The sequence below is a fragment of the Bifidobacterium myosotis genome, assembly GCF_002259745.1.
Taxonomy (GTDB): domain Bacteria; phylum Actinomycetota; class Actinomycetes; order Actinomycetales; family Bifidobacteriaceae; genus Bifidobacterium; species Bifidobacterium myosotis.
In genome coordinates, this window is record NZ_MWWW01000005.1 from 204,260 (window position 1) to 224,777 (window position 20,518).

At 63.1% G+C, this 20,518-nt stretch carries 16 protein-coding genes, 3 tRNA genes and 1 pseudogene; 7 read left to right on the forward strand and 13 right to left on the reverse strand.

What is annotated here, in order from left to right:
• Positions 1-7: 7 nt before the first annotated feature.
• Positions 8-3,169 (reverse strand): beta-galactosidase, LacZ type, encoded by a 3,162-nt coding sequence (lacZ, locus tag BMYO_RS03660; protein WP_055427682.1) that lies wholly within the window; start codon positions 3,167-3,169, stop codon positions 8-10.
• Between the two features lie 362 nt (positions 3,170-3,531).
• On the opposite strand from lacZ, the gene BMYO_RS03665 reads away from it, so the two are divergent.
• Entirely contained in the window at positions 3,532-5,013 is a 1,482-nt protein-coding gene (locus tag BMYO_RS03665) for a glycoside-pentoside-hexuronide (GPH):cation symporter (protein ID WP_043164844.1), read from the forward strand.
• A 171-nt stretch (positions 5,014-5,184) separates the two neighbouring features.
• Here BMYO_RS03665 and BMYO_RS03670 read toward each other — a convergent pair whose 3' ends face one another.
• Positions 5,185-9,480, reverse strand: coding sequence for an LPXTG cell wall anchor domain-containing protein (locus BMYO_RS03670; RefSeq protein WP_094667178.1), 4,296 nt, complete (start codon positions 9,478-9,480; stop codon positions 5,185-5,187).
• Positions 9,481-9,828: 348 nt separating this feature from the next.
• Between BMYO_RS03670 and BMYO_RS03675 the strand changes: the two genes are divergently transcribed.
• Positions 9,829-11,316 (forward strand): AAA family ATPase, encoded by a 1,488-nt coding sequence (locus BMYO_RS03675; RefSeq protein WP_094667179.1) that lies wholly within the window; start codon positions 9,829-9,831, stop codon positions 11,314-11,316.
• A complete protein-coding gene (locus BMYO_RS03680; protein WP_094667180.1) occupies positions 11,309-12,073 on the forward strand; it encodes a hypothetical protein in 765 nt (254 codons plus the stop codon). The genes BMYO_RS03675 and BMYO_RS03680 overlap by 8 nt, the downstream gene beginning before the upstream one ends.
• A gap of 148 nt (positions 12,074-12,221) precedes the next feature.
• Here BMYO_RS03680 and BMYO_RS03685 read toward each other — a convergent pair whose 3' ends face one another.
• From BMYO_RS03685 to BMYO_RS03710, 9 genes are all read right to left on the reverse strand, one after another.
• The gene (locus BMYO_RS03685; RefSeq protein WP_233428118.1) at positions 12,222-12,593 is read right to left on the reverse strand and encodes a hypothetical protein; all 372 of its coding nucleotides are present in this window, start codon (positions 12,591-12,593) and stop codon (positions 12,222-12,224) included.
• 17 nt (positions 12,594-12,610) lie between these two features.
• Positions 12,611-13,018: a transcriptional regulator gene (locus BMYO_RS03690; protein ID WP_094667182.1), complete on the reverse strand. Its 408-nt coding sequence runs from the start codon at positions 13,016-13,018 to the stop codon at positions 12,611-12,613.
• Between the two features lie 106 nt (positions 13,019-13,124).
• Complete coding sequence (locus BMYO_RS12040) at positions 13,125-13,364, reverse strand: hypothetical protein (protein ID WP_165784786.1); 240 nt, start codon at positions 13,362-13,364, stop codon at positions 13,125-13,127.
• 4 nt (positions 13,365-13,368) lie between these two features.
• On the reverse strand, positions 13,369-13,965 hold the full coding sequence (locus BMYO_RS03695) for a ParA family protein (RefSeq protein WP_165784787.1): 597 nt from the start codon (positions 13,963-13,965) through the stop codon (positions 13,369-13,371).
• Positions 13,966-14,008: 43 nt separating this feature from the next.
• Positions 14,009-14,536: a WhiB family transcriptional regulator gene (locus BMYO_RS03700; protein ID WP_094667183.1), complete on the reverse strand. Its 528-nt coding sequence runs from the start codon at positions 14,534-14,536 to the stop codon at positions 14,009-14,011.
• The gene (locus BMYO_RS03705; RefSeq protein ID WP_094667184.1) at positions 14,533-15,726 is read right to left on the reverse strand and encodes a helix-turn-helix domain-containing protein; all 1,194 of its coding nucleotides are present in this window, start codon (positions 15,724-15,726) and stop codon (positions 14,533-14,535) included. The genes BMYO_RS03700 and BMYO_RS03705 overlap by 4 nt, the downstream gene beginning before the upstream one ends.
• Positions 15,723-15,878 carry a hypothetical protein gene (locus tag BMYO_RS11750; RefSeq protein WP_164514792.1) on the reverse strand — a complete coding sequence of 52 codons (156 nt, stop codon included), beginning with the start codon at positions 15,876-15,878 and terminating at the stop codon, positions 15,723-15,725. The genes BMYO_RS03705 and BMYO_RS11750 overlap by 4 nt, the downstream gene beginning before the upstream one ends.
• A 41-nt stretch (positions 15,879-15,919) precedes the next feature.
• Positions 15,920-16,093 carry a hypothetical protein gene (locus BMYO_RS11755; RefSeq protein WP_165775776.1) on the reverse strand — a complete coding sequence of 58 codons (174 nt, stop codon included), beginning with the start codon at positions 16,091-16,093 and terminating at the stop codon, positions 15,920-15,922.
• 86 nt (positions 16,094-16,179) lie between these two features.
• The gene (locus tag BMYO_RS03710) at positions 16,180-16,377 is read right to left on the reverse strand and encodes a helix-turn-helix domain-containing protein (RefSeq protein ID WP_233428120.1); all 198 of its coding nucleotides are present in this window, start codon (positions 16,375-16,377) and stop codon (positions 16,180-16,182) included.
• A gap of 186 nt (positions 16,378-16,563) precedes the next feature.
• Here BMYO_RS03710 and BMYO_RS12555 point away from each other — a divergent pair.
• Positions 16,564-16,836, forward strand: a pseudogene (locus BMYO_RS12555) (helix-turn-helix domain-containing protein); the annotation flags it as partial.
• Positions 16,837-16,983: 147 nt separating this feature from the next.
• Here the strand turns inward: BMYO_RS12555 and BMYO_RS03720 are convergent.
• Both BMYO_RS03720 and trmB read right to left on the reverse strand, forming a co-directional pair.
• Positions 16,984-17,055, reverse strand: a tRNA-Glu gene (locus BMYO_RS03720).
• A gap of 430 nt (positions 17,056-17,485) precedes the next feature.
• Positions 17,486-18,397 (reverse strand): tRNA (guanosine(46)-N7)-methyltransferase TrmB, encoded by a 912-nt coding sequence (gene trmB, locus BMYO_RS03725; RefSeq protein WP_169834035.1) that lies wholly within the window; start codon positions 18,395-18,397, stop codon positions 17,486-17,488.
• A 254-nt stretch (positions 18,398-18,651) separates the two neighbouring features.
• Between trmB and BMYO_RS03730 the strand changes: the two genes are divergently transcribed.
• The 3 genes from BMYO_RS03730 to BMYO_RS03740 form a co-directional block, all read left to right on the forward strand.
• Positions 18,652-18,725, forward strand: a tRNA-Asp gene (locus BMYO_RS03730).
• A 40-nt stretch (positions 18,726-18,765) separates the two neighbouring features.
• Positions 18,766-18,838: transfer RNA gene (locus BMYO_RS03735), tRNA-Phe, on the forward strand.
• A 1,206-nt stretch (positions 18,839-20,044) separates the two neighbouring features.
• Positions 20,045-20,518, forward strand: a 474-nt coding sequence (locus BMYO_RS03740) for a helix-turn-helix domain-containing protein (protein WP_211276818.1), incomplete at its 3' end; no start/stop codon positions are given.

Sequence of the window (20,518 nt, forward strand, 5' to 3'; positions counted from 1 at the left end):
TTGCCGGTCAGATGAGTTCGAGGTTCACGTCGAGGGTGAGCGGCCTGCCTGCGGGCAGCTGGTAGGCCGTGTGGACGGGGGCTCCCCAGGAGTCGTCTCCGCCGACGCCCATCTGCGCCGCGAGCAGACGCAGGTAGTTGTGGCGCGGGGCGGGCAGGTCCTCATGGCGGCGCGCGGCTTCGATCATGTAGGTGTTCCATGGCAGCAGGCTGGCCGTGAAGTGACGGTCGCCGCGCTGGCTGACGCGCAATCCGTGGCCTTGGATGTCGGTGGCTTCGAGCCAGCGGACGTCCTCGTGGCTTCCGGTTTCCTGCACCATGAGATACGGCGCCATGCTCGCCTCTGAGGTGGTGTCCCAGATGCCGAGCTTGCCGCCCTGCTTGCGGTCGCGGTAGGTTTCCTCGGGGCCGGGTCCGTAGTAGCGCAGCTGCGTGTATTCGCCGGGCAGTTCCCATTCGACACCGAACGCGGGCAGGCTGGCGGCGTTGGTGACACCGCCGGGGTATTCGACGGTCAATCGCATGCGCATGTCGGACGTGATGCGGTAGGCGACCGTCACGGGCGTGTGGCCCGGGTCGGCGAGCTCGTACCGGTATTCGGCCGTGAGTCCTCCGTCGTCGGATTGCGTGATGCTCGTATCGGTCACGATGGCGTAGCGGCCGGCCGCGAACCATGCTGCACGGTCGAATCCGGAACGGTTACCGCGGTCGTTGTCGGTCAGAGGGCGGAAGGTGACGAGTTCAGGGCGACGGATGACCATTTCCCGTCCGTCCCGCGTCCAGGAGACGATGCCTCCCTGGGTGCGCGACAGGAGGATTTCCTCGTCGTCGCGGCGGATGCCCGCGTTCCACCGGCCGAGCGTGACCGTCGCGCGGCCGTCGTCGTCATAATCGGTCTCGGTGATGTCCCGTTCGGGGTTGAGAGTGCCGGTAAGCTGGCCGAACGCGAGCTCGTAGCCGGCCGGCGCCCATGCAGTGGCTTCGGCGAGCAGGAGATCGACCTCGTAGGTGACCTCGCGCGTATTCCCGTCCGTGTCGATGTCGGGGAAGGCGATGTCATGGCGTTGGGTGTCTCCGGCGGCCACGTCGAACCGGTAGTCGGCGTGCCAGATCTCGCGCCCGTCTTCGAGGAGCCGTGCGGCGAACACGTAATCGTCGGTGCCGATGAACAGGTTGCGGTTCTCGATGGTCACGCCGTGTCCGTCGGGGGTGAGCTTGATCGGCGAATACAGCTGCTTGACCTCCTGCGCCTTGGGGCTGGGCGTGCGGTCGGCGAACACGATGCCGTTGCCCACGAATTCGTAGTCGGTCGGCCGGTCGCCCCATTCTCCGCCGACGCTGAGTCGTTCGCTCCCGTCGGGCAGGCGCTGGACGAGCCCCTGGTCGATGTAGTCCCAGATGAACCCGCCGGAGTAGCGCTCGTACTGTTCGAGGTCGATGAACTCGCTCAGGCCGCCGCACGAGTTGCCCATGGCGTGCATGTACTCGCAGCTGACGAACGGCTTGTTCGCCGCGCCACGCTCGTCGCCGTGTTCGAGCCAGTCGCGGATCTCGTCCGGCTTGGCGTACATACGGCTTTCGAAATCGCTGATCCCATCGTAGGCGTGGTTCCAGTTGACGCCTTCGTAGTGGACGGGACGGCCCGGGTCGAGCCGATGCGCGTGCATGCTCATGGCCTTGAGGACTTCGCCCGCGTAGGATTCGTTGCCCAGCGACCAGACGAGTACGCTGGGATGGTTGCGGTCACGCATGATCATGCTGTCCAGCCGGTCGATGCATGCGCCCAGCCAGGCCTCGTCGTCACCGGGGACGGAGGTGCCCACGGGGATGTCGCCGGGGCTGTTCCAGCTGCCGTGGGTCTCCAGGTTGGTCTCGTCGATCAGATAGATGCCGTATTCGTCGCACAGCTCGTACCAGCGTGACTGGTTCGGGTAGTGCGAGGTGCGCACCGCGTTGATGTTGTGGCGCTTCATGAAGCGGATGTCCCACAGCATGTCCTCTTCGGTGACGGCGCGGCCGCGCCGGCAGTCGAACTCGTGGCGGTCCACGCCGCGGAACACGAGGCGCTTGCCGTTGAGCTTGAGGACGCCGTCCTCGATGGCCACATGCCGGAAGCCGATGCGGGTGCGCGCGGTCTCCAGAACCGTGCCGTCCGCGTCGAGCAGGGTGACGGACAATTCGTACAGGTCCGGGCGTTCGGCGCTCCAGGGGGCGGCGTCGTCGATCTCGGCTTCGGCGTGCAGCGTTCCGGCCGCTTCCGTGGCGGTGCGCCAGACGATGGTGCCGTTCTTGTCTCGCAACGCGAGGTCGGCCGTCGCGGCGTTCGTGGCGCCGTCGATCAGCACGTCCAGCGAGAGCGATCCGATCGACGTGGCAGGCTCCCAATCGGCTTCGGCGTGGATGTCGGAGACGTGGGCGGCGGGTCTCGCGTTGAGCTCGACGGAGCGGAACAGGCCGTGCAACCGCCAGAAGTCCTGGTCCTCCAGCCAGCTCGCGCTCGAATACTCGTAGCAGGCGACCGCCAGCACGTTGCCGTCCTTCCTGACGACGTCCGTCACGTCGAACTCGCTGGGCGTGAAGGAGTCCTCGGCGTAGCCGACGAACGCGCCGTTGAGCCACACGTAGATGGCGGTGGCCGCGCCCTGGAAGGTGAGCGTCACCGTGCGGCCCTCGCGGATGGCCTGGGCGACCGCGCCCTCCGCGGCGAACTTGCGTCGGTAGACCGCCACATGACCATGCTCGGGGATGGCCGGGGCCTTCGGGTCCTCGTGGCCGTCCCACGGGTACTGCACGTTCACATACTGCGGGTCAAGAAGCCCCGCGGTCTCCAGATGCGAGGGCACCCGCACGCGGGGGAACGACGAGTCGTCGAAGCCCGGCGCGGCGAACAGCGGCGACACGTCGCTGATCCAATCCGGCCCGTCGCTCGTCCCGTCGGGGAAGCTGTTCGCCGGCGCCGTCTCGACGCGGACCCGCCATTCGCCGTCAAGGCTCTGCGTGAGATCCGTGCCCTCGCCGCCGGAGGGGGCGTACGACCAGCACGCATGGTCGGAATGGGCGTCGAGCCGGTGGACCGCGTACACGCGCGGGTCGGCGAGCCATGCCGTCGTCGGCATGGACGGGGAGACGATCGGATCGCCGTTCTTCCGCTGATCGTCGGTTGTGTTCATGATGTCCTCGCTTTCGCATCGGATTGCGTCGCGTCGTTGCCGCCGCAGTGCGGGAGCCCTCGAATGTGACTCCTTGCACAACGATGATAAAGATATTTACTAATTTACGCAACTTCTTGCGCATGCCTCGATGGTGACTGCGAGAACCTGTGCAAATCCATTGATTGCAATGATAATTCGGCTGCTACGGTGTCTTTTCGCCCGTGCGTCGCGTCGAATCGTCGAATGCGATTCGTTGGCGTTGCTTGCGACACGCGGTAAAGTTTTTTACTTTTTTGAGAAAGTTCTATACTCGCGTCTTGCGGGATCGGAGCTGTTCCCGCGCACGGATTCTTTACAGGTCGCAAGGAGGCCACCACACCATGAGCGGATCCACCACACAGCGCACGGCGACGCCCGGACAACCGCAGGCAGCGCCCGCGAGGAACATGGGCCAGAAGATCGCATACGCGTTCGGCAATCTGGGACAGGCCGCGTTCTACAACACGATGAGCACGTTCTTCATCACGTTCGTGACCACCGCGCTGTTCATCGACGTGGACAAGACGCTGGCCGCGCGCCTCATTGCGGTGATCACCGGACTCGTGGTGGTCATCCGCATCGCGGAGATCTTCCTCGACCCGCTGCTCGGCAACCTCGTGGACAACACGAACACCCGCTGGGGCCGGTTCCGCCCCTGGCAGTTCATCGGCGGCCTCGTGCCCGGCATCCTGCTGATCATGGTGTTCACCGGCCTGTTCGGCCTCGTGGACGTGAACACCGGCGTGTTCATGGTCCTGTTCGTCATCGTGTTCATCCTGCTGGACGTGATCTACTCGCTGCGCGACATCTCCTACTGGGGCATGATCCCCGCGATCTCCTCCGACTCGCACGAACGCAGCACGTACACCGCGCTCGGCGCGTTCACCGGATCCATCGGCTACAACGGCGTCACCGTCATCGTCGTGCCCGTCGTCAGCTGGTTCACCTGGAAGTTCACCGGCCAATGGGAGCAGGGCCGCACCGGCTGGGCCGCGTTCGCCATCATCATCGCCGTGCTCGGCCTGTTGACCGCGTGGAGCGTCGCGTTCGGCACCCGCGAGAACCAGGGCGAGCTGCGCGCCAAGGCCGAGGCCAACGGCAACCCCATCGAGGCGTTCAAGGCCATCGCCCAGAACGACCAGCTCCTGTGGGTCGCCCTGAGCTACCTGCTGTACTCCGTGGCCAACGTCGCCACCACCGGCGTGCTCTTCTACCAGTTCAAATACGTGCTCGGCGCGCCGGACAGCTTCTCCATCGCCGGCGTCATCCCGGTCATCACCGGACTGGTCACCACGCCCCTCTACCCGGTGCTCAACCGCCGCATCCCGCGCCGCTGGCTGTACACCGCCGGCATGGCGTTCATGATCGCCGGCTACACGCTGTTCATCATCGCGCCCATGAACCTGCCCGTCGTCATCGTCGCGCTCGTCCTCTTCTACCTGCCCGCGCAGACCATCCAGATGACCGCCATCCTGAGCATGACCGACTCCATCGAATACGGACAGCTCAAGACCGGCAAGCGCAACGAGGCCGTCACCCTCTCCGTGCGCCCGATGCTCGACAAGATCGCCGGCGCGCTGTCCAACGGCATCGTGGGCTTCGTGGCCGTCGCCGCCGGCATGGTCGGCAACGCCACCGCCGCCGACATGACCGCCGCGAACATCCGCACGTTCAAGACCTGCGCCTACTACCTGCCGCTCGCCGGCATCGTCGCCAGCCTCGTCGTCTTCCTCCTGACCGTCAAGATCGACGAGAACATGCACGACCACATCGTCGAACAGCTCGAAGAACGACTCGCCTCCGAGGAAACCGACAAGCAGTAAGCAATCAGGGCAGCAAGGGAACGGCCCGGCGCTAACGGTTTGAACCGTTGGCGCCGGGCCGTTGCCATGCCCGCCGGGGAGAGAAGAAGGAAGAGAACCGGCGGGGTTCCGGCCGGATTGTCGTCCGGCCGGAAGAATCATCGCGGCAGAAAGCGGTCCCTGCCGCTTCGGTCAGACCACGGATTGCCCGCCGGGAACCGAATCCACGGTTTCGACGGCATCCGCGTCAGCGTCCTCGGCATCGACGGGTTGCATCGTGCCGGAGTGACGGCCGGCGGCGTTGTTCCCGCGCCTGAACCTGCGGGCGGCGACCAGTCCCACGCCGACGGCGAGCAGGGTGATCGCCGCGGCGATCACGCCCTGGATGGCGGCGCCGGTGTGGGCGAGCCCGGTCCGGTAGCCGTTCCAGTCGTCGGTGTTGCTGACCACTTCGGTGTCGGGGCAGACGAGCCTGCCGTCGATCGTGACCGCGTCATCGGGTGCGGACGTCTCGTCCTTGCCGTCGAACGGATCCGGGTCGGAGACGACGCATTCGATCAGAGGCGTGCCGGTGACCGTGGCGCGGTCGGTGTGATGGTCGGTCACGCCCTTGAGGACGCCCTTGACCTCGACGCTTTCGCCGGGCTTGAGGATGCGGCTGTCCCAATCGGCGGGGTATTCGAGGTCGGTCACCCGGCCGTCGCCGGCGACCAGTTGGTCCTTGAGGTTCAGGTCCTTGGTTCGGTACCATGCGCCCTGCTTGGTGTCGGGGTCGGCGGTGCTGGTGTTGGTGATGGTGAACACGATGCGCGTGTCGCCCTGCATGGCCAGCGCGTCCTTGACCTGGTCGCGGTCGCCGGCCGGCCAGCCGGAGGCCTCGTCCCATTTCTCGATCTTCAGGCTCGGGGTCATGTCGGGCGTGTGCGTCTCGACCTGGTTGGAAGGCCGTTTGGTGCCGTTGAGGGTTTCGTCGAACCGGTTGGCGATGTGTTCGCCGGTCTTGACGCGCTTGCACTGGATGAACGCGGTCCATGCCTGCTCGCTTTCGTCGTTGCCGCTGATGAGGTCGAGCATGCGCTGGGTCGCAGTAACGGTGACCACGCCCTTGTCGTCCTGCGCGAGGGTGAACAGTTCGCCGCCGTATGCGCCGGCGTCGAAGCTGCTGCCGGCGATCTTCATGCCTTTATGGGCGATCACCTTGCCCTGTTCGGTCAGGTCGCGCATGGCGTACACGGCCCATTGGCCGGTGTACTGGTCGTGCTCGGTGTCGAGCGGGTCGGTGATGCTCCAGTCGGTGACCTTCTGGTAGGCGCGGTGCGCGGGCAGCACGGAGCTGTCGAGACGGTAGAGGAACAGGCTGTTGAGGTACACGCTCCGCTTGTCGATGGATTCGCCGTCCACCTTCACGACCACGTCCTTGGACGGGTTGACGGGTTTGAGGGGGTTGGCGACCTCGTTGGTGTCCTTGCGGGTGTCGTTGACGACCTGCGTGGCCTTGTTCTTCACGATATGTCCGTCGGTGACCTTGATGACGGTCATCGGCAGGATCACCTCGTAGCTCGTGCCCAGCATCGACTGGTCGATGGCTGGCTCCTTCAACGGGTCGTGGTCCTTCTTTTCGGCGTATTCCTTGAGGTTCTTGGGCTGGGGGTCGCCCTTGATGGTCTCGCCGGTGGCCGGCACCTTCGTGTCCGCGGTCTTGGCGTACACGTAGGCGACGCCGTCGATCGCCGCGATGTTGAACTTCGCGGTCACGTCCTTGCCGGTCGCGGTGTCGGTGACCTCGATGCGCTTGGCGTCAAGGGAGAGGTATTCGTCGTCCCAGTCGTCGGTCATGCCGAGTCTCCAGACCTTGTAGGCCTGGTTGGTTTGCTTGGCGTCGATAATCACGCGGTAGTAGATCCGGTCGCCCAGCAGGGCGGTCTTGCCGTCGATGCTGATGGACGGGTCGGCCTGGGTGTCCTTCTTCACCGGCGTGAAGTCGGGAGGCTCGTTCCACACCCTGTTGCTCGGGGTGACCATGTTGTTCAGTGTCAATGCCCACTGGTTGCCGATTTTGGTGTCCGTGGGCGCGTCCTTGGCGACCGTGCCCTCGAAGCGGACGATGATGCGCGGGTTCGCGCCGTTGCGCCAGTTGGTCTTCACATACCCGTCGGAGAACACGAGGCGCACCGCGTGCTGCGAGTCGTTCCACTGGGTCTCGTACTCGGTTTTCGGGATGAACCTGCCGGTGGACAGGTCGGTGACCTCCAGGGTCTGCTTGTCCACTTCAAGATGCTCGTCGTAGGTGTCGGTGACCGCCACCTCGCTGACGGAGTACGCGAGATTGCCGGGCAGGTGGGGCTGCGTCTCCAGACGGTATTCCACGCGCTGGCCCGGGTAGACGACCCTGCCGTCCACGGACGCCTGGTCGCCTCCCTGCGAGGATTCGCCGACCACGTCCTTGACGACGGGCGGTATGTAGCCGCAGATCTTCGGTTCGTTCGTGGGGATGGTGTGCGTGTTGACGGTCTGGGATCCCTTGTTCGTCAGCGCCTTGCCATCCGGCGTGGTGCAGAACGACAGTTCGTCGCTCGACTGCTTGCCGAAGTCGTCGCGCACCTGGCCCGCGCCCTTGCCGTTGGCATAGGACGCCTTGCCGGGAATGAGCAGCGTGACCTGCTTCGCGGTCTTCAGCCCCTTCAATCCCTCGCGGTAGGCCTGGCCTGCGGTGGCGGTCACCGTGGTGCCTTCCATCGTGATCGCCCACTGGTCGGTGACGTCCCTGCCGTGGTTGGCGATGTCGGTGACGCTGGACTCGCGATCGGTGCCGGCATCGGCCTCGTACACCTTGATCTTCGACTTGTCGTCGGCGTCGAACAGGTAGTCGGCGGCCGACCAGTCGTCCGTGAGCGTCAGAGCCTCCGGGGCTTGGATGAGGTTCTTGGCGATGGTGCCGTTGACCACCGAGGCGACCCGGTCCCCGTCCAGAAGCGTCATATCGTCGGCGCCGGTCTGGTTGGTCTCCTTCGGGTCGATGACCGCCTCCCACTGGCCCTTCGCGTTCAGGCGGATCCAGCTCTTGTCGGGATTCGGCCGCCACGTATCGAACTGTTTCGTTCCGGCGTCGGCCTCGGGCTCGTGGTTCCACTGGCCCCACGCATGGTCCCTGACCTGCTGGAAGTCGGAGGGCTTCGACACGGTCACGTCGAAGCTGAATTCGTAGACATGGTCCATGGGCATCTCGCCGTTGTCCGCCGAACGAGCGGCCGACACCGTGTTCGACGCCTTGTCCCAGTTGATCTCGAACTCGCCGGAAACGTCGCGGTTGCCGTCGGTCCTGTCGATGAGCCTGTAGTTGTCTACGGAGTATTCGACGCCGTTGGGTTCGATCACGTCGCGGAAACGCATCTCGTAGCCGCCGCGGCCGGTGCCGTACGTGATGGTGGTGCGGTTCGTCATCCGGTCGGCGCTCACGCCGTCCTCGATCTTCTTGACCGGGGGCTCGGGCGGCATCGGGCTCACCTTCCAGGATTCGGCCGGATCGCGGTCCGCGGTGTCCACGGCCGCCTGCATGCGGCCCTGCTTGGGCACCTGGATGTCGATCCAGTACGAGCCCTCGGCCCAGTATTTCATGCCGAAATCCTTCGGCGAGGCGAGATTGTCGAGCTGGGTGTCTCCATTGCTGGAGAAGCTGATCGGCTTGCTCACGCTCTTCGCGGGCATGTAGGGGCCGTTCTCGTAATGGATGATCGCGGTGCCGTTCAACGTCTCCTTGATCGCGGAACCGCCGTTGTCTGCGTGGATGACGTCGCCGATCGGGTCGGTGGAGCCGACCTGCATGTCGGTCTTCTGCTTGTGGCTGGTGGTCACGTTCAGCTTGTAATCGACCGGTGGCTGGTTCTGCGCCAGCACGATCACGCGGAACGAGGCGTTCGGGTTGGAGTTGATCGACTCCTGTGCCAGCGAGTCAACGCTGCGCGTGCCGAGCTTGTCCTTCCATGTGGTCGAGGTCGAGTACTTCTGGCCCTGATACGTGTAGTCGCCCTTCGCCTCGGCCTTCCACTGCGCCTCCCAACGGTTCTTCGCGTTCGAGCTCACGTAGCTGCCGTTGAACGAACCATCCGCCAAGCGCACGTAGCCCACCGCCACCAGACGGCAGTCCGCGTTCCCCTCACCCGTATAGGAGCGTTGGCACTCATCGATTGCGTCGCTCAAAGTCTTGTTCATGTTCACGAACTGGTTCTGCCCGTTCGCCAGATCGGACGACAGACGCACCTTCGCGTCACTCAACGCCGTCTTCATGCCATCCAGCGTGGCCGGCCACGAATCCTTGTAGATCCAATGCACATCGGCCGTCTGCGTCGGACCACCGCCCGAACCGCCGCCATCCTCGCCGGAACCACCGCCACCGTTATCGGCCAACGCGACCGGAACCAGACAGGCCAGCAACGCCGCGGCGGCAGTGATCGACGCCACCGCGCCGGTGCCTTTCTTCCCGAACCTCATACGAAATCCTTTCCCACATGCGATCACAAGCCCCTCTCCGGGAAAGGGAGGAGACGGGGACTCCAGAACCCGCCTCCTCCCGGGTCCCTGGAAGAAAAGCACGCCCGCAAGCCCGACGGCCGGCCGCCGGACCCCGAACGCACCATCAGCATCACCCCGCTCCAGGTGGTCTTGCGGCGGACAGACGTTGTCCCGGTCGAACCACCTCATCGTGGATCTGGGCTGTTGTGTCGCTCAGGTTATGATCTGATTGCGAAACGCGGCGGTATGCACACAGGTTACACTGTATAATAGTCATGTATTTCAATTAAAAATTGATTATTGTGAGTTTTAGAGAATGGCAATGCGATGATTCGTTTGAAAAGACTTGTTCTGGACGACATGAGGAACATATCGCATGGCGTCCTGGATTTCGATGATCTGCCCACCGGTGGCAGCGTCACGGGTATTTACGGGCAGAACGGGTCCGGCAAGACCACCGTCATCGACGCCATCGGGATACTGCGCGCGCTGTTGTCCGGGAATATGCTGCCGGATACCGCCGGTGATGTCGTCAGCGCCAGCGCCGGTTCGGCGACCGTGACGGCGACATTCCTCGTCGGCGATAAGCAGAAGCCGAACTATCTTGAGTACAGGGTGTCCATGCGCAAGGCGAACCCGGATTCGACGCGGGCGCGCGTCGTCGCCGAATCGGTGCGTATCGGCGACGATCCCTCGCGCTTGGGCCGTGAGGTGTTGGGACATCGTATGGAGGATTCCGAGGCGGACGGGTTCGTGTCGACCCCGGTCTACGTGTGGCGTTCCATCGAGGCGGTCGCTTCGGTGAAGACCGTGATCTCGCGCACCGCGGACCGCGCGTACATGGAGGGGCGTTCGTTCCTGTTCTCTCGGTGCGCCACGCTCGACGACCGGCCGGACGCCGAGTTCCTGATCGACTGGGCTGTGGCCCGCGTGCGGGAGGCGAACGGCGTGTCCGCCAGATCGTTGACGTACATCAACGAACGCTTCGGCGAGTTCGTTCGCCTGCGCGAGGCCCTGTGCGGCTACGCGACCAACGACATCTTCGTGTCCACCACCCGTCGCGGCTCCTACGCCGCGTTCGCGATCATCCCGATCATGGAGGAGAACCCGGAAGGTCGCAACACGGAGTTCGCGTTCGACCTGCTGCAGCCCAATCCATTGACCCCCGGCCAGGCGAAGCGACTCGGGCAGACCGTGGAGTCCTTCGACCGCATCCTGCCCACCATCGTGCCCGGCCTGCACGTCCTGCTGAAGACCGGCACCGCGCCTTCCGGCAAGGACGGCGAGGACCGGGTCACCGCGGAGCTGTTCTCCCGCCGCGGCGACGTCACGGTGCCCTTCCGCTGCGAGAGCGAGGGCATCATACGCATCACCGCGCTGCTCGGCTATCTCAAGCACGCGTACAACGACGAGAACGCACTGGTCGCCGTGGACGAGTTCGACTCCGGCGTGTTCGAGCTGCTGCTCGGCGACATGCTGGGCCAGCTGGCGGACGGGTGCGCGGGGCAACTGGTGTTCACCGCCCATAACCTGCGGGCATTGGAGGTGCTGCCGAACAGCTGCATCCGCACGACGGTGACCGATCCCAAGAATCGGTTCGCGACCATCCCGCGCAAGTCCTCCACGAACAACCAGCGCAAACGGTACCTGACGGCCAGCGAACTCGGATGGAGCGGTCCCGACATCTACGATTCGCCCATCCCGCGCATGTTCGGCAACAGCCTCTACGCCGCCGGCCACCCCGACGAGGACGACGATATCGACGACGATCTGGCCGCGCTCAACGCCGCCGGAACGGAGGCGGACCGTGGCTAAACGCAAGATCGTCCTGCTGGTCGTGGAGGGCGCAAGCGACGCCAGCCTGCTCGTGCCGGCGTTCTCGGCGTTGATCGAGAACCGCCTGTTCCAAGGTCAGGAATTCCATTGCGACGTGCTGACCGCGCCGAATCACCGTGAGGAATTCCACCGGCGCAACGGGTTCTATCCCGCGGACAAACCCTCACAAACGGTGCGCGAACTCGTCGAGTATTATCTCAAGGACCATGATCGCACATGGGGCCAGCTCGGCCATGTCATCCAGATCTGCGACCTCGACGGGGCGTTCACCCCCGACGACCAAGTGCGGGAGGACCCGTCAGCGGAAGGAACCCTGTATTCGACGACCGACATCATCACCACGAACCGCGACGCTCTGATCGCAGACCGGACGACCAAGCGAAACGGCGTGGACTCCCTGCTCAAACTCGACGGATTCAGGAAGAAGCAGGGCTGTCGCACCGTCTTGATTCCATACCGTCTGTTCTATGTCAGCCGCAACCTCGAACACGCGTTCCGCGGCAGGACCGACAACCTGGACGCGCAGCACAAGCAGAGCGGCGCCATCAAACTGGCCGACCGCTTCACGCAGAACCCGAACCTGTTCTCGACGACCCTTCAATCCCTGCGACGCATACATGGCAACCCGGCCACTTGGGAGGAATCCTGGCAATACGCCATGCAGGACTTCCACTCGCTCGAACGTGGCAGCAACCTCGCATTCGTGGAACCATACCTAGCAGGCGAACTACAATAGGTCATCAGCCGCCAGAAAGAGCTTTAGGAACGCATTCGGCGGCCCTAAAACTCTCTGGTTTGCGGATATGAATCGTGATTGCGGACCTATGTCTGGCCGTCATCGCACAGCATGGAATTTGTCCATGATATGCGATGACGCACTCGTTCTAGCTGCGGCCGATACGGGTGATGGCATAAACGACGAAGGCTCCAATGATGGCAATGGACGCAAGGATGGCGAGCTTGGTTTCGCGGCGTTCCTTGGCTGCCATGTCGGCCTGTCGGTTGGCCAGGGCTTCGGCTTCGGCGGCGACGCCGCTGGCGGCGATGGCAGCGATATGCGCGCTCATCTGGTCTTCGAGCGCGGAATCCTCGCTCGTGCCGTCGAAGATTTCTTCGTCTTCGTTATGGCTGTCGTTCATGGTTCTGCTCCGTTCCTGATTGTTGGATTGTTTGCTTTCCCGATTGTTGGCTTGCTTGATTGCTTGCATGTCCGATTGACTGCATGCAGTCAAGTTTGATTGTTTGATTGCCTGCATGCGGGCTTGTCTGCTTGTCAGCTTTCGTTTTGCCCGGCGAGGATGGACATGCGTGCGGCGATGAGCGCGTGGCGCGCGATCGCCAGGTAGAGCTGGTGGCCCTCGCCGTCGCCCCAGAACCGGTCGAACTGTTCGGTCGGCATCATGCTGGCGGGGTCGAACCCGTTCCACACGCCGCCGCAGAACACCTTCGCCGCCGCGTTCACCTCCTCGTCGGACGGCACGCCCGGATGCCCCTCCGCGGCGTCCGCGGCCGCGCGCATCTGCGCGCCGAACACGCGGGCCTGCAACGGCGAGAGCGTGTACGCCAGTCCCGCCGTGGAGCCCGCGGGGAATCCCGTGTTCACGCCGAGGGTGATGACGTGAGACTCCTCTCCGATGCTGATCCGGTCGCCGAGCACGGAGACCTCCATCGAATAATCCATAGTGTCTCCTTTCCGCAGACGCGCCGGCTTGCCGGATCGCGTCCGCATGTTTGACTGCCTGAATGTTTGGTTGTTGGCTTGTTTGCTTGCTGGATTGTCTGACGGGTTACGGCTCATCGTCGCCGTCGAGCCGGTCGAGCTCGCGTTCGATGGCGTCGCGCAGGAGCTGCTGCATGGGCAGTCCGTGCGCGGCGGCCGCGGTCTTGAGCCGGGTCTTGAGCGACACGGGTATGCGCAATGAGAGCATGACCAGCGGTTCGCCCGTGGCCTTGGAGGTCTTGTTCTGCTGACGCAGCACGTCGTCGAACGGCACCGGCCGTGCCAGTGGCTGGTAGTTGCCCTGCATGGTCTCACTCCTGCTTTCCGGCGATCTGCTGGAGTTCGGTGACGAGGTCCCGGTATTCGCCCAGCTGGTGCGGGTTGGTGCCGAGCGACCGCTTGTAGGACTGAGCCTTCGGCACGATCGTGTCGAACCGGGGAGTGTCCATGGCGTTGAGCGCGTCCATGGTGTCGCGGAACGCCTTCGTGTTGCGTTCGGCCTTGACCAGCAGCAGCGCGGCTGGCGTGCTCATCCTGGCCATGTCCAGGGTGCTCCATGCCTGCTGGAGGTCCATGGGCGAGTCCGACGCCGGCACGATCACGAAATCGGCGGCCTTGATGGCCATGTCCAGGGTCGGCCCCTGCGGCGGAGCGTCGATGATCGCCCATTCGTCCGGGTCCGCTCCCGAGGCGAGCTGACGGAGCGTGGCCTGGTTGGCCGGAAGCACGTCGAACGTCAGCGGGTCCGCGGTCTGTTCAGCGGCGGCGGCCCACAGGCTCGCGCTGGACTGCGGGTCCGCGTCGTACACGACGGCACTGCCGCCCCTGGAAACGATGACCGAGGCGATGTAGATGCTGGACGTGGTCTTCGCGACCCCGCCCTTGGCGTTGGCTATGGCGATGCGCATTCGTTCTTCTCCTTTGCGACTGCCAGCGATCACGCGAACCTGATCAGTCGGCCGCCTGATTGTCTGCTTGTCTGATTGCTTGGATTCCTGCTTGTTTGAACGTTTGATTGCCTGACGGCTCATGCGGGGCGGGGCGATCGGCCGTCCTACCCCGTGCGCGCAGGCGTCGTTGCTGGCGTTCGGCGCTGGCCTCGTCGGTGGCTTCGTCGAACACGTTCCGGTGGGCGCGTATCCAGTCCGTGAGCAGCCGCCAGCGTTGCGGCCACGGCAGGCCGCGGTCCCGGCAGGGGACGCCGTCGGCTTCGGCCATGCGCGCGATCCTGCGCCGGTCGGTGCACACCTTGCCGCCGTACACGCCCCATTCGAGTCCGCCGCTGGCCGCGTAGGCCAGGCATTCGGCGCGTACCGGGCATCGTTCGCACACGGCCTTGGCGACCGAGTGGAACGCCTTCGCGTCGCCGGGACGGTGCTCGAACTCCAGCGACCACAGGTAGTCGGACCATGGTTGCGGGAAGTCGCGGCATTCGCCGGCCTTCTTCCACGCCTCAAGACGCTGCCCGTCCCCGCTCATGGCCGCACCGCCTCCTCCGGCACAACGGCTTTCGCCTTGCGGTGCCCGGCGACGTCGTGGGTGGCGTGGTTGCGTTTGTCGTACGCGCATACCGGGCACGCCTCCTGCGAGATGGCGCCTTCGATGTGTTCCTGGCACAGCGAGGTGCGCAGCAGCGCCGCCCCGTAGATCGGCACGCGGCTTGCGGACGACGAGCTGACCGGTATCGCCCGGTTGGGGTCCTTGACGACCGGCAGCGGGGCGTCTGGCGCCCGCTTGCCCGTCGGATCGGGATGGGTGAGCATTTCCAGTCGCAGCTGCACGTAGTTCGCGGCGAACCTGGCGCCGCTGGTGAGCCGAGGAAGCCAGTAGCGGTTGCGGTACGCCCAGTCCATCGTCGAGACGATCTCGCCGTACGGACGATCGATCAGCAGCGAGTGGACGGCTTTGCGGTCGGCCATGGTCGCCGGAACGTCGAACCTCTGGTCCACGGCGAGCATGCGCCGGCGGATGCCGTCGAGCACGCGCACCTCCTGGCCCGCGCGTTCCGCGACCGGCTCGGGCAGCTTGCCGGGTTCGGGCACCCATAGCGGGTTCCTGCAGCCCCTGGGAGGCAGGGCCTTGCCCCAATCGGTCGCCGGAACGGGTTCGGTCTTCGTGGAGGCTTGTTCGGCGTTGAGGGGAGCATCCCCGAAGGGGATGAGGGGAGAATTGTTTATCACTTGTCTATTGGGTGACTTTCTGTCCAAGATTCCGGGACAATTTGTCCTCGGCTCCACGCCCTTCGGTTCGGGTGACAATCCGTCGGGTGACAAATTGTCCTTGTCTGGATTCGATTTGCCGTCGCCTTCCGCCAGCGCGTCCAGGTTCCTGGGCTTCTCCTCGATGTTCTCGGCGGCGTGGTCGCCGTCCATGACGACGTCCCACACGCGCGAGCGGTGTCCCTTGGCGATCGGCTTGCGCGTGCGCGGGTTGCGCGCCGACATCTCCTGGTCGCCGGGCCTGATGTAGCCCTTGCGCTCCAGCTCCTGCAACGAACGGATCACGGTGCGCTCACAGCACCCGCAGTTGAACGCGATGGTCTCCACGCTCGGCCACGCGGCGGCGCCATCGTCGTAGTAGGCGCGGCGGGCCAGATACACCAGCACGAACTTGGTGATGCCCTTGACGTCGTCGCGCTCCCATGCCCAGTTCTCGGCTCTGCTGCTCATCGTTCGACCTTCCCACCGTCATGCTCCGGGTCCGCTTCGCGGCGTTCGCGCAGCCTCGCGCCGATGTCGTCGCCCAGACGGGCGGCGCGGCACAACGCATACGAGAGAACGCCGCCGGACACGCACACGGCGGCAACGACCAGCCACCACATGGTTCGGCCGGTATCGGGGAAACGGTCCGCGGACGCGCGCCTCAGCGGCGCGAGCCCCGGGACGGGTGGGCGAGCATGGACAGCACATGCGCCTTCGCGATGCGCAGATCGACTTTGCCGCCGGCCCGCGTCGTCCGCCGCGCGGCGTCGCGCTGGCGATTAGGCTCGAAGACGGATGCCGGGCGAATGCCGGCGGTATTGGTAGAATCGGTCATGGCGATGACCCTCCTTCGGGGAATCGGAACGACGGGCGTCTGATCTTGGCGGATATGCGCGCCCGCGGCTCCATGGTTGTTGCCGTTCAATCCCCGCGCCGGGTTCCAGCCGGTTCGGGGATTCTCGTTTCGGGTTTCCACCCGCCATCCGTGAGATAGGCGTCGATGCCGAGCACATACCCAGGGGACAGGTTTCGGTGAATGGCCAGCCAGATCAGGTCGGACTGCTGCCACGGTATCGAGCCGTTGACCTTTCCCGCGACCGAGGATTTGGACGTACCCATCTCCCTCGCGAGGTCTCGGCAGCTCAGACCCGCCGCCGTCATATAGCGACGCATCGGAGAATCCATTATTTTTGACGTCAGTCCATTCACAATAGACAATATAGCAAGAAACTTGCACAGCGGCAAATCATTGTTGTAGGATTATGTCCATCGATATTGGACAACTCCAATCTGAAAGGACTTGATATGGCAAAAATCGAACCATCGCCCGAATCCAATGGACTCGGCGACTACCTGCAGAGGGTATTCATCTGGAACGTCAACATGCAGCTGACCGGCCGCGGGATGACCCAGCAGTCACTTTGCGCGGCACTGGGGCTGAAGAGGGGCGCCGTGTCCGCGAAGATGACCGGCAAGACTTCCTGGACCATCCAGGACATCGCCGCAGTGGCGGAATTCCTCAACGTCTCCCCGCTCTCCCTGCTGGATGCGTCGATGTACGAGCAGATGATGCGCGGAATGAGCAGTAACGGAGGTGCATCTTTGGTGGCAGTGGCCACCGCCGGGTTTCCTGTGCGAGCAACTGAAGGCCAAGCTGGCGGCCTGAAACCGTTGGAAACAAAAGGCTCCGGGCCACGATACCTCGTGGAACCCGGAGCCGGTGAGTACCCCCAGAGAGAGTCGAACTCTCGTTGTCAGATTGAAAGTCTGGTGTCCTAACCGTTAGACGATGGGGGCAGACAACTCGTGTAACTATAATGAAGCACACGCCGTGATGCAAATCAACGGCAAATCGGCGTGTCGAATGGAGACAAACCTCAACCACCTATCAGTTACATGGTCGGCAAGACCACAGGAATCGTCCTCCGGGCAAGGATTACGTATCTCATAACGTATCCCATATCAGGTGTCGTTTCATTGCGACAGGGCCGCACATCGTCGACGACCTTCCGCACCGACAACGCCGAGCGCCCAGCTCCGGAAACCCTATCGCCCCCACTACCACTCCAGCGCCCAATCCGGAGACACCCCATTTCAAGGAGAGCCTCCGCAAAGAACAACGAATAGGAGACGAACGAACTTCCGCCGACCGATGTCATCGACCGGCCACCAAACCCCCGCCAGCGGCCCCAATCACCAATAGGCCACAGCTATCAACCCACAGTTATCAGTCAACCACCTGATACGTGAAATCGTGAATCACTCGGCCTGCAGCGAGCCCCTTCTTCTCGAAATTGGTAAGCACGCGACCGCCAAAACGCTCCGACTCCATGAAATCGGCATGCGGCATCCCCGCGGCAAGATCGGCATTGCCTTTGCCCACATGCTCCAGCGGCAGACTGACCGTCAGAGCACCGAGATTCTTCCAGCCTTCAAGCCCGTCCATCACCTCATGCACATGCAACGCATAATCCTCGATATCAGTGGCAATGCGCCATACCCCGCCATCGGCGAGCGCGCGATGCAGATCGGCCGCAAGACCCGGTTGCACGATACGACGCTTGTGATGCTTCTTCTTCGGCCACGGATCAGGGAAGAAGGTCCACACCTCCGCCGCGACACCGGCATCGGCCACCTTGAACAGCTCCGGCGCATTCACCTGCGCCACACGCAGATTCGTCAGCCCATGCTTCCCGGCAAGCAACATGGTGTGGGCCACACCCGGGTCATACACCTCAAGGGCGAGGAAATTCATATCCGGACGCGCGGCCGCAGCCGCCACCACATTCTCGCCCTGACCCGTACCAATCTCCACAATCAGAGGATTGCCATTGCCCCAGTTCATCTCGACGAACGGACGGTCGAACCTGACACCCTCACGCACATCCAACAATCCATTACCCGCCGCGATATCCAACAGATACGTATCGGCGTACCGTTCCCACGCGCGCTGCAGCCGGTCATCCAGACGTCCGGATCGGCGAACGAACGACAGCACCTTGTGCAGCGGATGCTTCATCTCCGGGACGGCATTCGCAGCCTCGTCAACGATCTCCACAGTCCCGGCGCCCGCCACCTCGGCGGAATGCGTCGCGAAGTCGTCGGATTCAACGGCGACATTGGATGCAAGGTCAGTCATACTGTAATGAACACCTCTCATAGCTCAGGCCGCTCGGGGACGTCTGGACACAACGGCCGAAACGGTCGAATCAACGAACTCATACTGCAGCCCACCATAGCAAGTCTCCGCCCCGGAGATTGCAATGCGATATCAGTCCACAATGCTATACACCACGGCAAAAACGTTGAAATTACAGGGAACACGCCGAGATTTGCGCGATTGCTGGATTTCAGTAATATATACATCTGTTGCTTCACGCAAGTGAGACACGAGGCCCCGTAGCTCAGTTGGTTAGAGCGCCGCCCTGTCACGGCGGAGGTCACCGGTTCAAGTCCGGCCGGGGTCGCTCGAATGGTTGATTGTCTTCTGACTATCATCTGTTCAATGGCTCTGTAGCTCAGTTGGTAGAGCGAGCGACTGAAAATCGCTAGGTCAACGGATCGACGCCGTTCGGAGCCACCGCGCGGAACCCCGCAAGCCTTGCAAACACAGGCTTGCGGGGTTTCTTGATTCCGGAAATAAAGTCTGCATATACCCAGCACATTCACTAGCAAAACCATCGAGTAAGGGGTAAAGGGTCAAAACGTGGGTCGTATCCTCGCGTGTCGGTCGCGTGTCGGTGGTTAGTTTGGGCGTACCATCCATCCACCAAATCATATGGCTCTGTTAAACCAGCTTTGACATAAGAGGCAAATTGGTGGGTTGATTTCTCTAGGGAATCAACCCATTCAGGGGAATCAACCCCTTCAGAACTTTCGTTGATTAACCCATGTCAATTCTGGTTTAACAGAGCCAATCATACTCACAAGCAGTTCCAGGGAATAACGGCTCAACCACGAAAGTTCCTATAGCCCAGTTACGAGTCGCGTCCCCCCGAAATATGTACACTGACATCGGCTAACCGTACGTTTTTCGGGGTGAATGGGATGATTCCCCGAAAAACGTACGCTGGGGGATGCGTGTTCTTATACGCGTGTGTTGCTGACATGTCTGGAAGAACCAACCCCACGTATGTGGGGAACGAACCTTATCCGCTTGTGCCGCCGACATGTCATTGGTCGGCATGACTGTCGAATCTCAACGATTGACTGTCCCGACGGTTCGGTGTCGGATCTCGACGGTCGACTGTCGTATCTCGACGGTTCGGTGTCGGATCTCGTACGTGTGGTGTACGAAATCCGACAGCCAAGCGTCGTGCTCCGACAGCCATGCGTTGGAATCCGACAGCCATGGGATGAAATACACGATATGTACGAAATCCGACAGTCATACGTCTAGCGTCCCGGGTAGTCAATTCGTTAACGAATTGACTACCCCCTCAGCCCCGTTTCGCGAGCCAGCTCGTCCTGCAAGTATGGACGCCGCTCTCGCGCAGCCTGTTGACCCCTTGTCAGATGGAGACAACACCGCTCAGATAATTACGAGATGGATCACTAGTATCCTGCGTCAGAAATTCGTTTATTAATTCACTACCCCTCAGACCCGCTTCGAGGGCCAGTTCCCATAACAGGGGGAGCCAAAAAATGAGCCTTCGCCAGTTTGTGTGGTGGGGTGTTGAGCCTTGGCGTCGTGGCCGGGGCTTTTTCGTGTGCGGGTATGGAAGGGGCGTTCGCCTGTTAGGTTTGTTTCCGCCAAGAAATGGAACCGAAGAACAGGGGAACGCCTATGCCCACCATATCAGCCGGCGCGCTCAAGCGCATGCTGCATCTGCCCGCCAACGTCGTGATCGGCACGCCCCGCGTCGAACGGGATCACGCCGGCCGTGAGATCGTCGTCGTCCCGGTCCGCCCGTATGCGAGTGTCATGGGCCGGTGCGCTGAATGCGGCGGGCATGGCCGGCCGTATGACCGTCTGCCCACGCGACGATGGCGGCATCTCGACATCGGCTGCGCGAGGCTTTTCCTGGAGTACGCGCCTCGGCGCGTGACCTGCGCCGGGCATGGCGTGACGGTCGCGATGGTGCCGTGGGCGAGACGCAAGAGCGCGTACACGTATGACTTCGAGCAGCAGGTCGCGTGGCTGAGCGTGCACGCGCCCAGAAGCGCCGTGTCGGCCCTGACTCGCGTCGACTGGAAGAGCGTGGGCCCCGTGTGCAAGAGGGTCGCCGACGACCTGCGGGTCGAACAGGGCGCTGGCCTG

Excerpts from the sequence above, each read along its gene's own strand:
- lacZ (WP_055427682.1), bottom strand. The coding sequence starts at position 3,169 with ATGAACACAACCGACGATCAGCGGAAGAACGGCGATCCGATCGTCTCC.
- BMYO_RS03665 (WP_043164844.1), top strand. The coding sequence starts at position 3,532 with ATGAGCGGATCCACCACACAGCGCACGGCGACGCCCGGACAACCGCAG.
- BMYO_RS03670 (WP_094667178.1), bottom strand. The coding sequence starts at position 9,480 with ATGAGGTTCGGGAAGAAAGGCACCGGCGCGGTGGCGTCGATCACTGCC.
- BMYO_RS03675 (WP_094667179.1), top strand. The coding sequence starts at position 9,829 with ATGATTCGTTTGAAAAGACTTGTTCTGGACGACATGAGGAACATATCG.
- BMYO_RS03685 (WP_233428118.1), bottom strand. The coding sequence starts at position 12,593 with ATGCAGGCAATCAAACAATCAAACTTGACTGCATGCAGTCAATCGGAC.
- BMYO_RS03690 (WP_094667182.1), bottom strand. The coding sequence starts at position 13,018 with ATGGATTATTCGATGGAGGTCTCCGTGCTCGGCGACCGGATCAGCATC.
- BMYO_RS12040 (WP_165784786.1), bottom strand. The coding sequence starts at position 13,364 with ATGCAGGGCAACTACCAGCCACTGGCACGGCCGGTGCCGTTCGACGAC.
- BMYO_RS03695 (WP_165784787.1), bottom strand. The coding sequence starts at position 13,965 with ATGCGCATCGCCATAGCCAACGCCAAGGGCGGGGTCGCGAAGACCACG.
- BMYO_RS03700 (WP_094667183.1), bottom strand. The coding sequence starts at position 14,536 with ATGAGCGGGGACGGGCAGCGTCTTGAGGCGTGGAAGAAGGCCGGCGAA.
- BMYO_RS03705 (WP_094667184.1), bottom strand. The coding sequence starts at position 15,726 with ATGAGCAGCAGAGCCGAGAACTGGGCATGGGAGCGCGACGACGTCAAG.
- BMYO_RS11750 (WP_164514792.1), bottom strand. The coding sequence starts at position 15,878 with ATGTGGTGGCTGGTCGTTGCCGCCGTGTGCGTGTCCGGCGGCGTTCTC.
- BMYO_RS11755 (WP_165775776.1), bottom strand. The coding sequence starts at position 16,093 with ATGACCGATTCTACCAATACCGCCGGCATTCGCCCGGCATCCGTCTTC.
- BMYO_RS03710 (WP_233428120.1), bottom strand. The coding sequence starts at position 16,377 with ATGGGTACGTCCAAATCCTCGGTCGCGGGAAAGGTCAACGGCTCGATA.
- trmB (WP_169834035.1), bottom strand. The coding sequence starts at position 18,397 with ATGACTGACCTTGCATCCAATGTCGCCGTTGAATCCGACGACTTCGCG.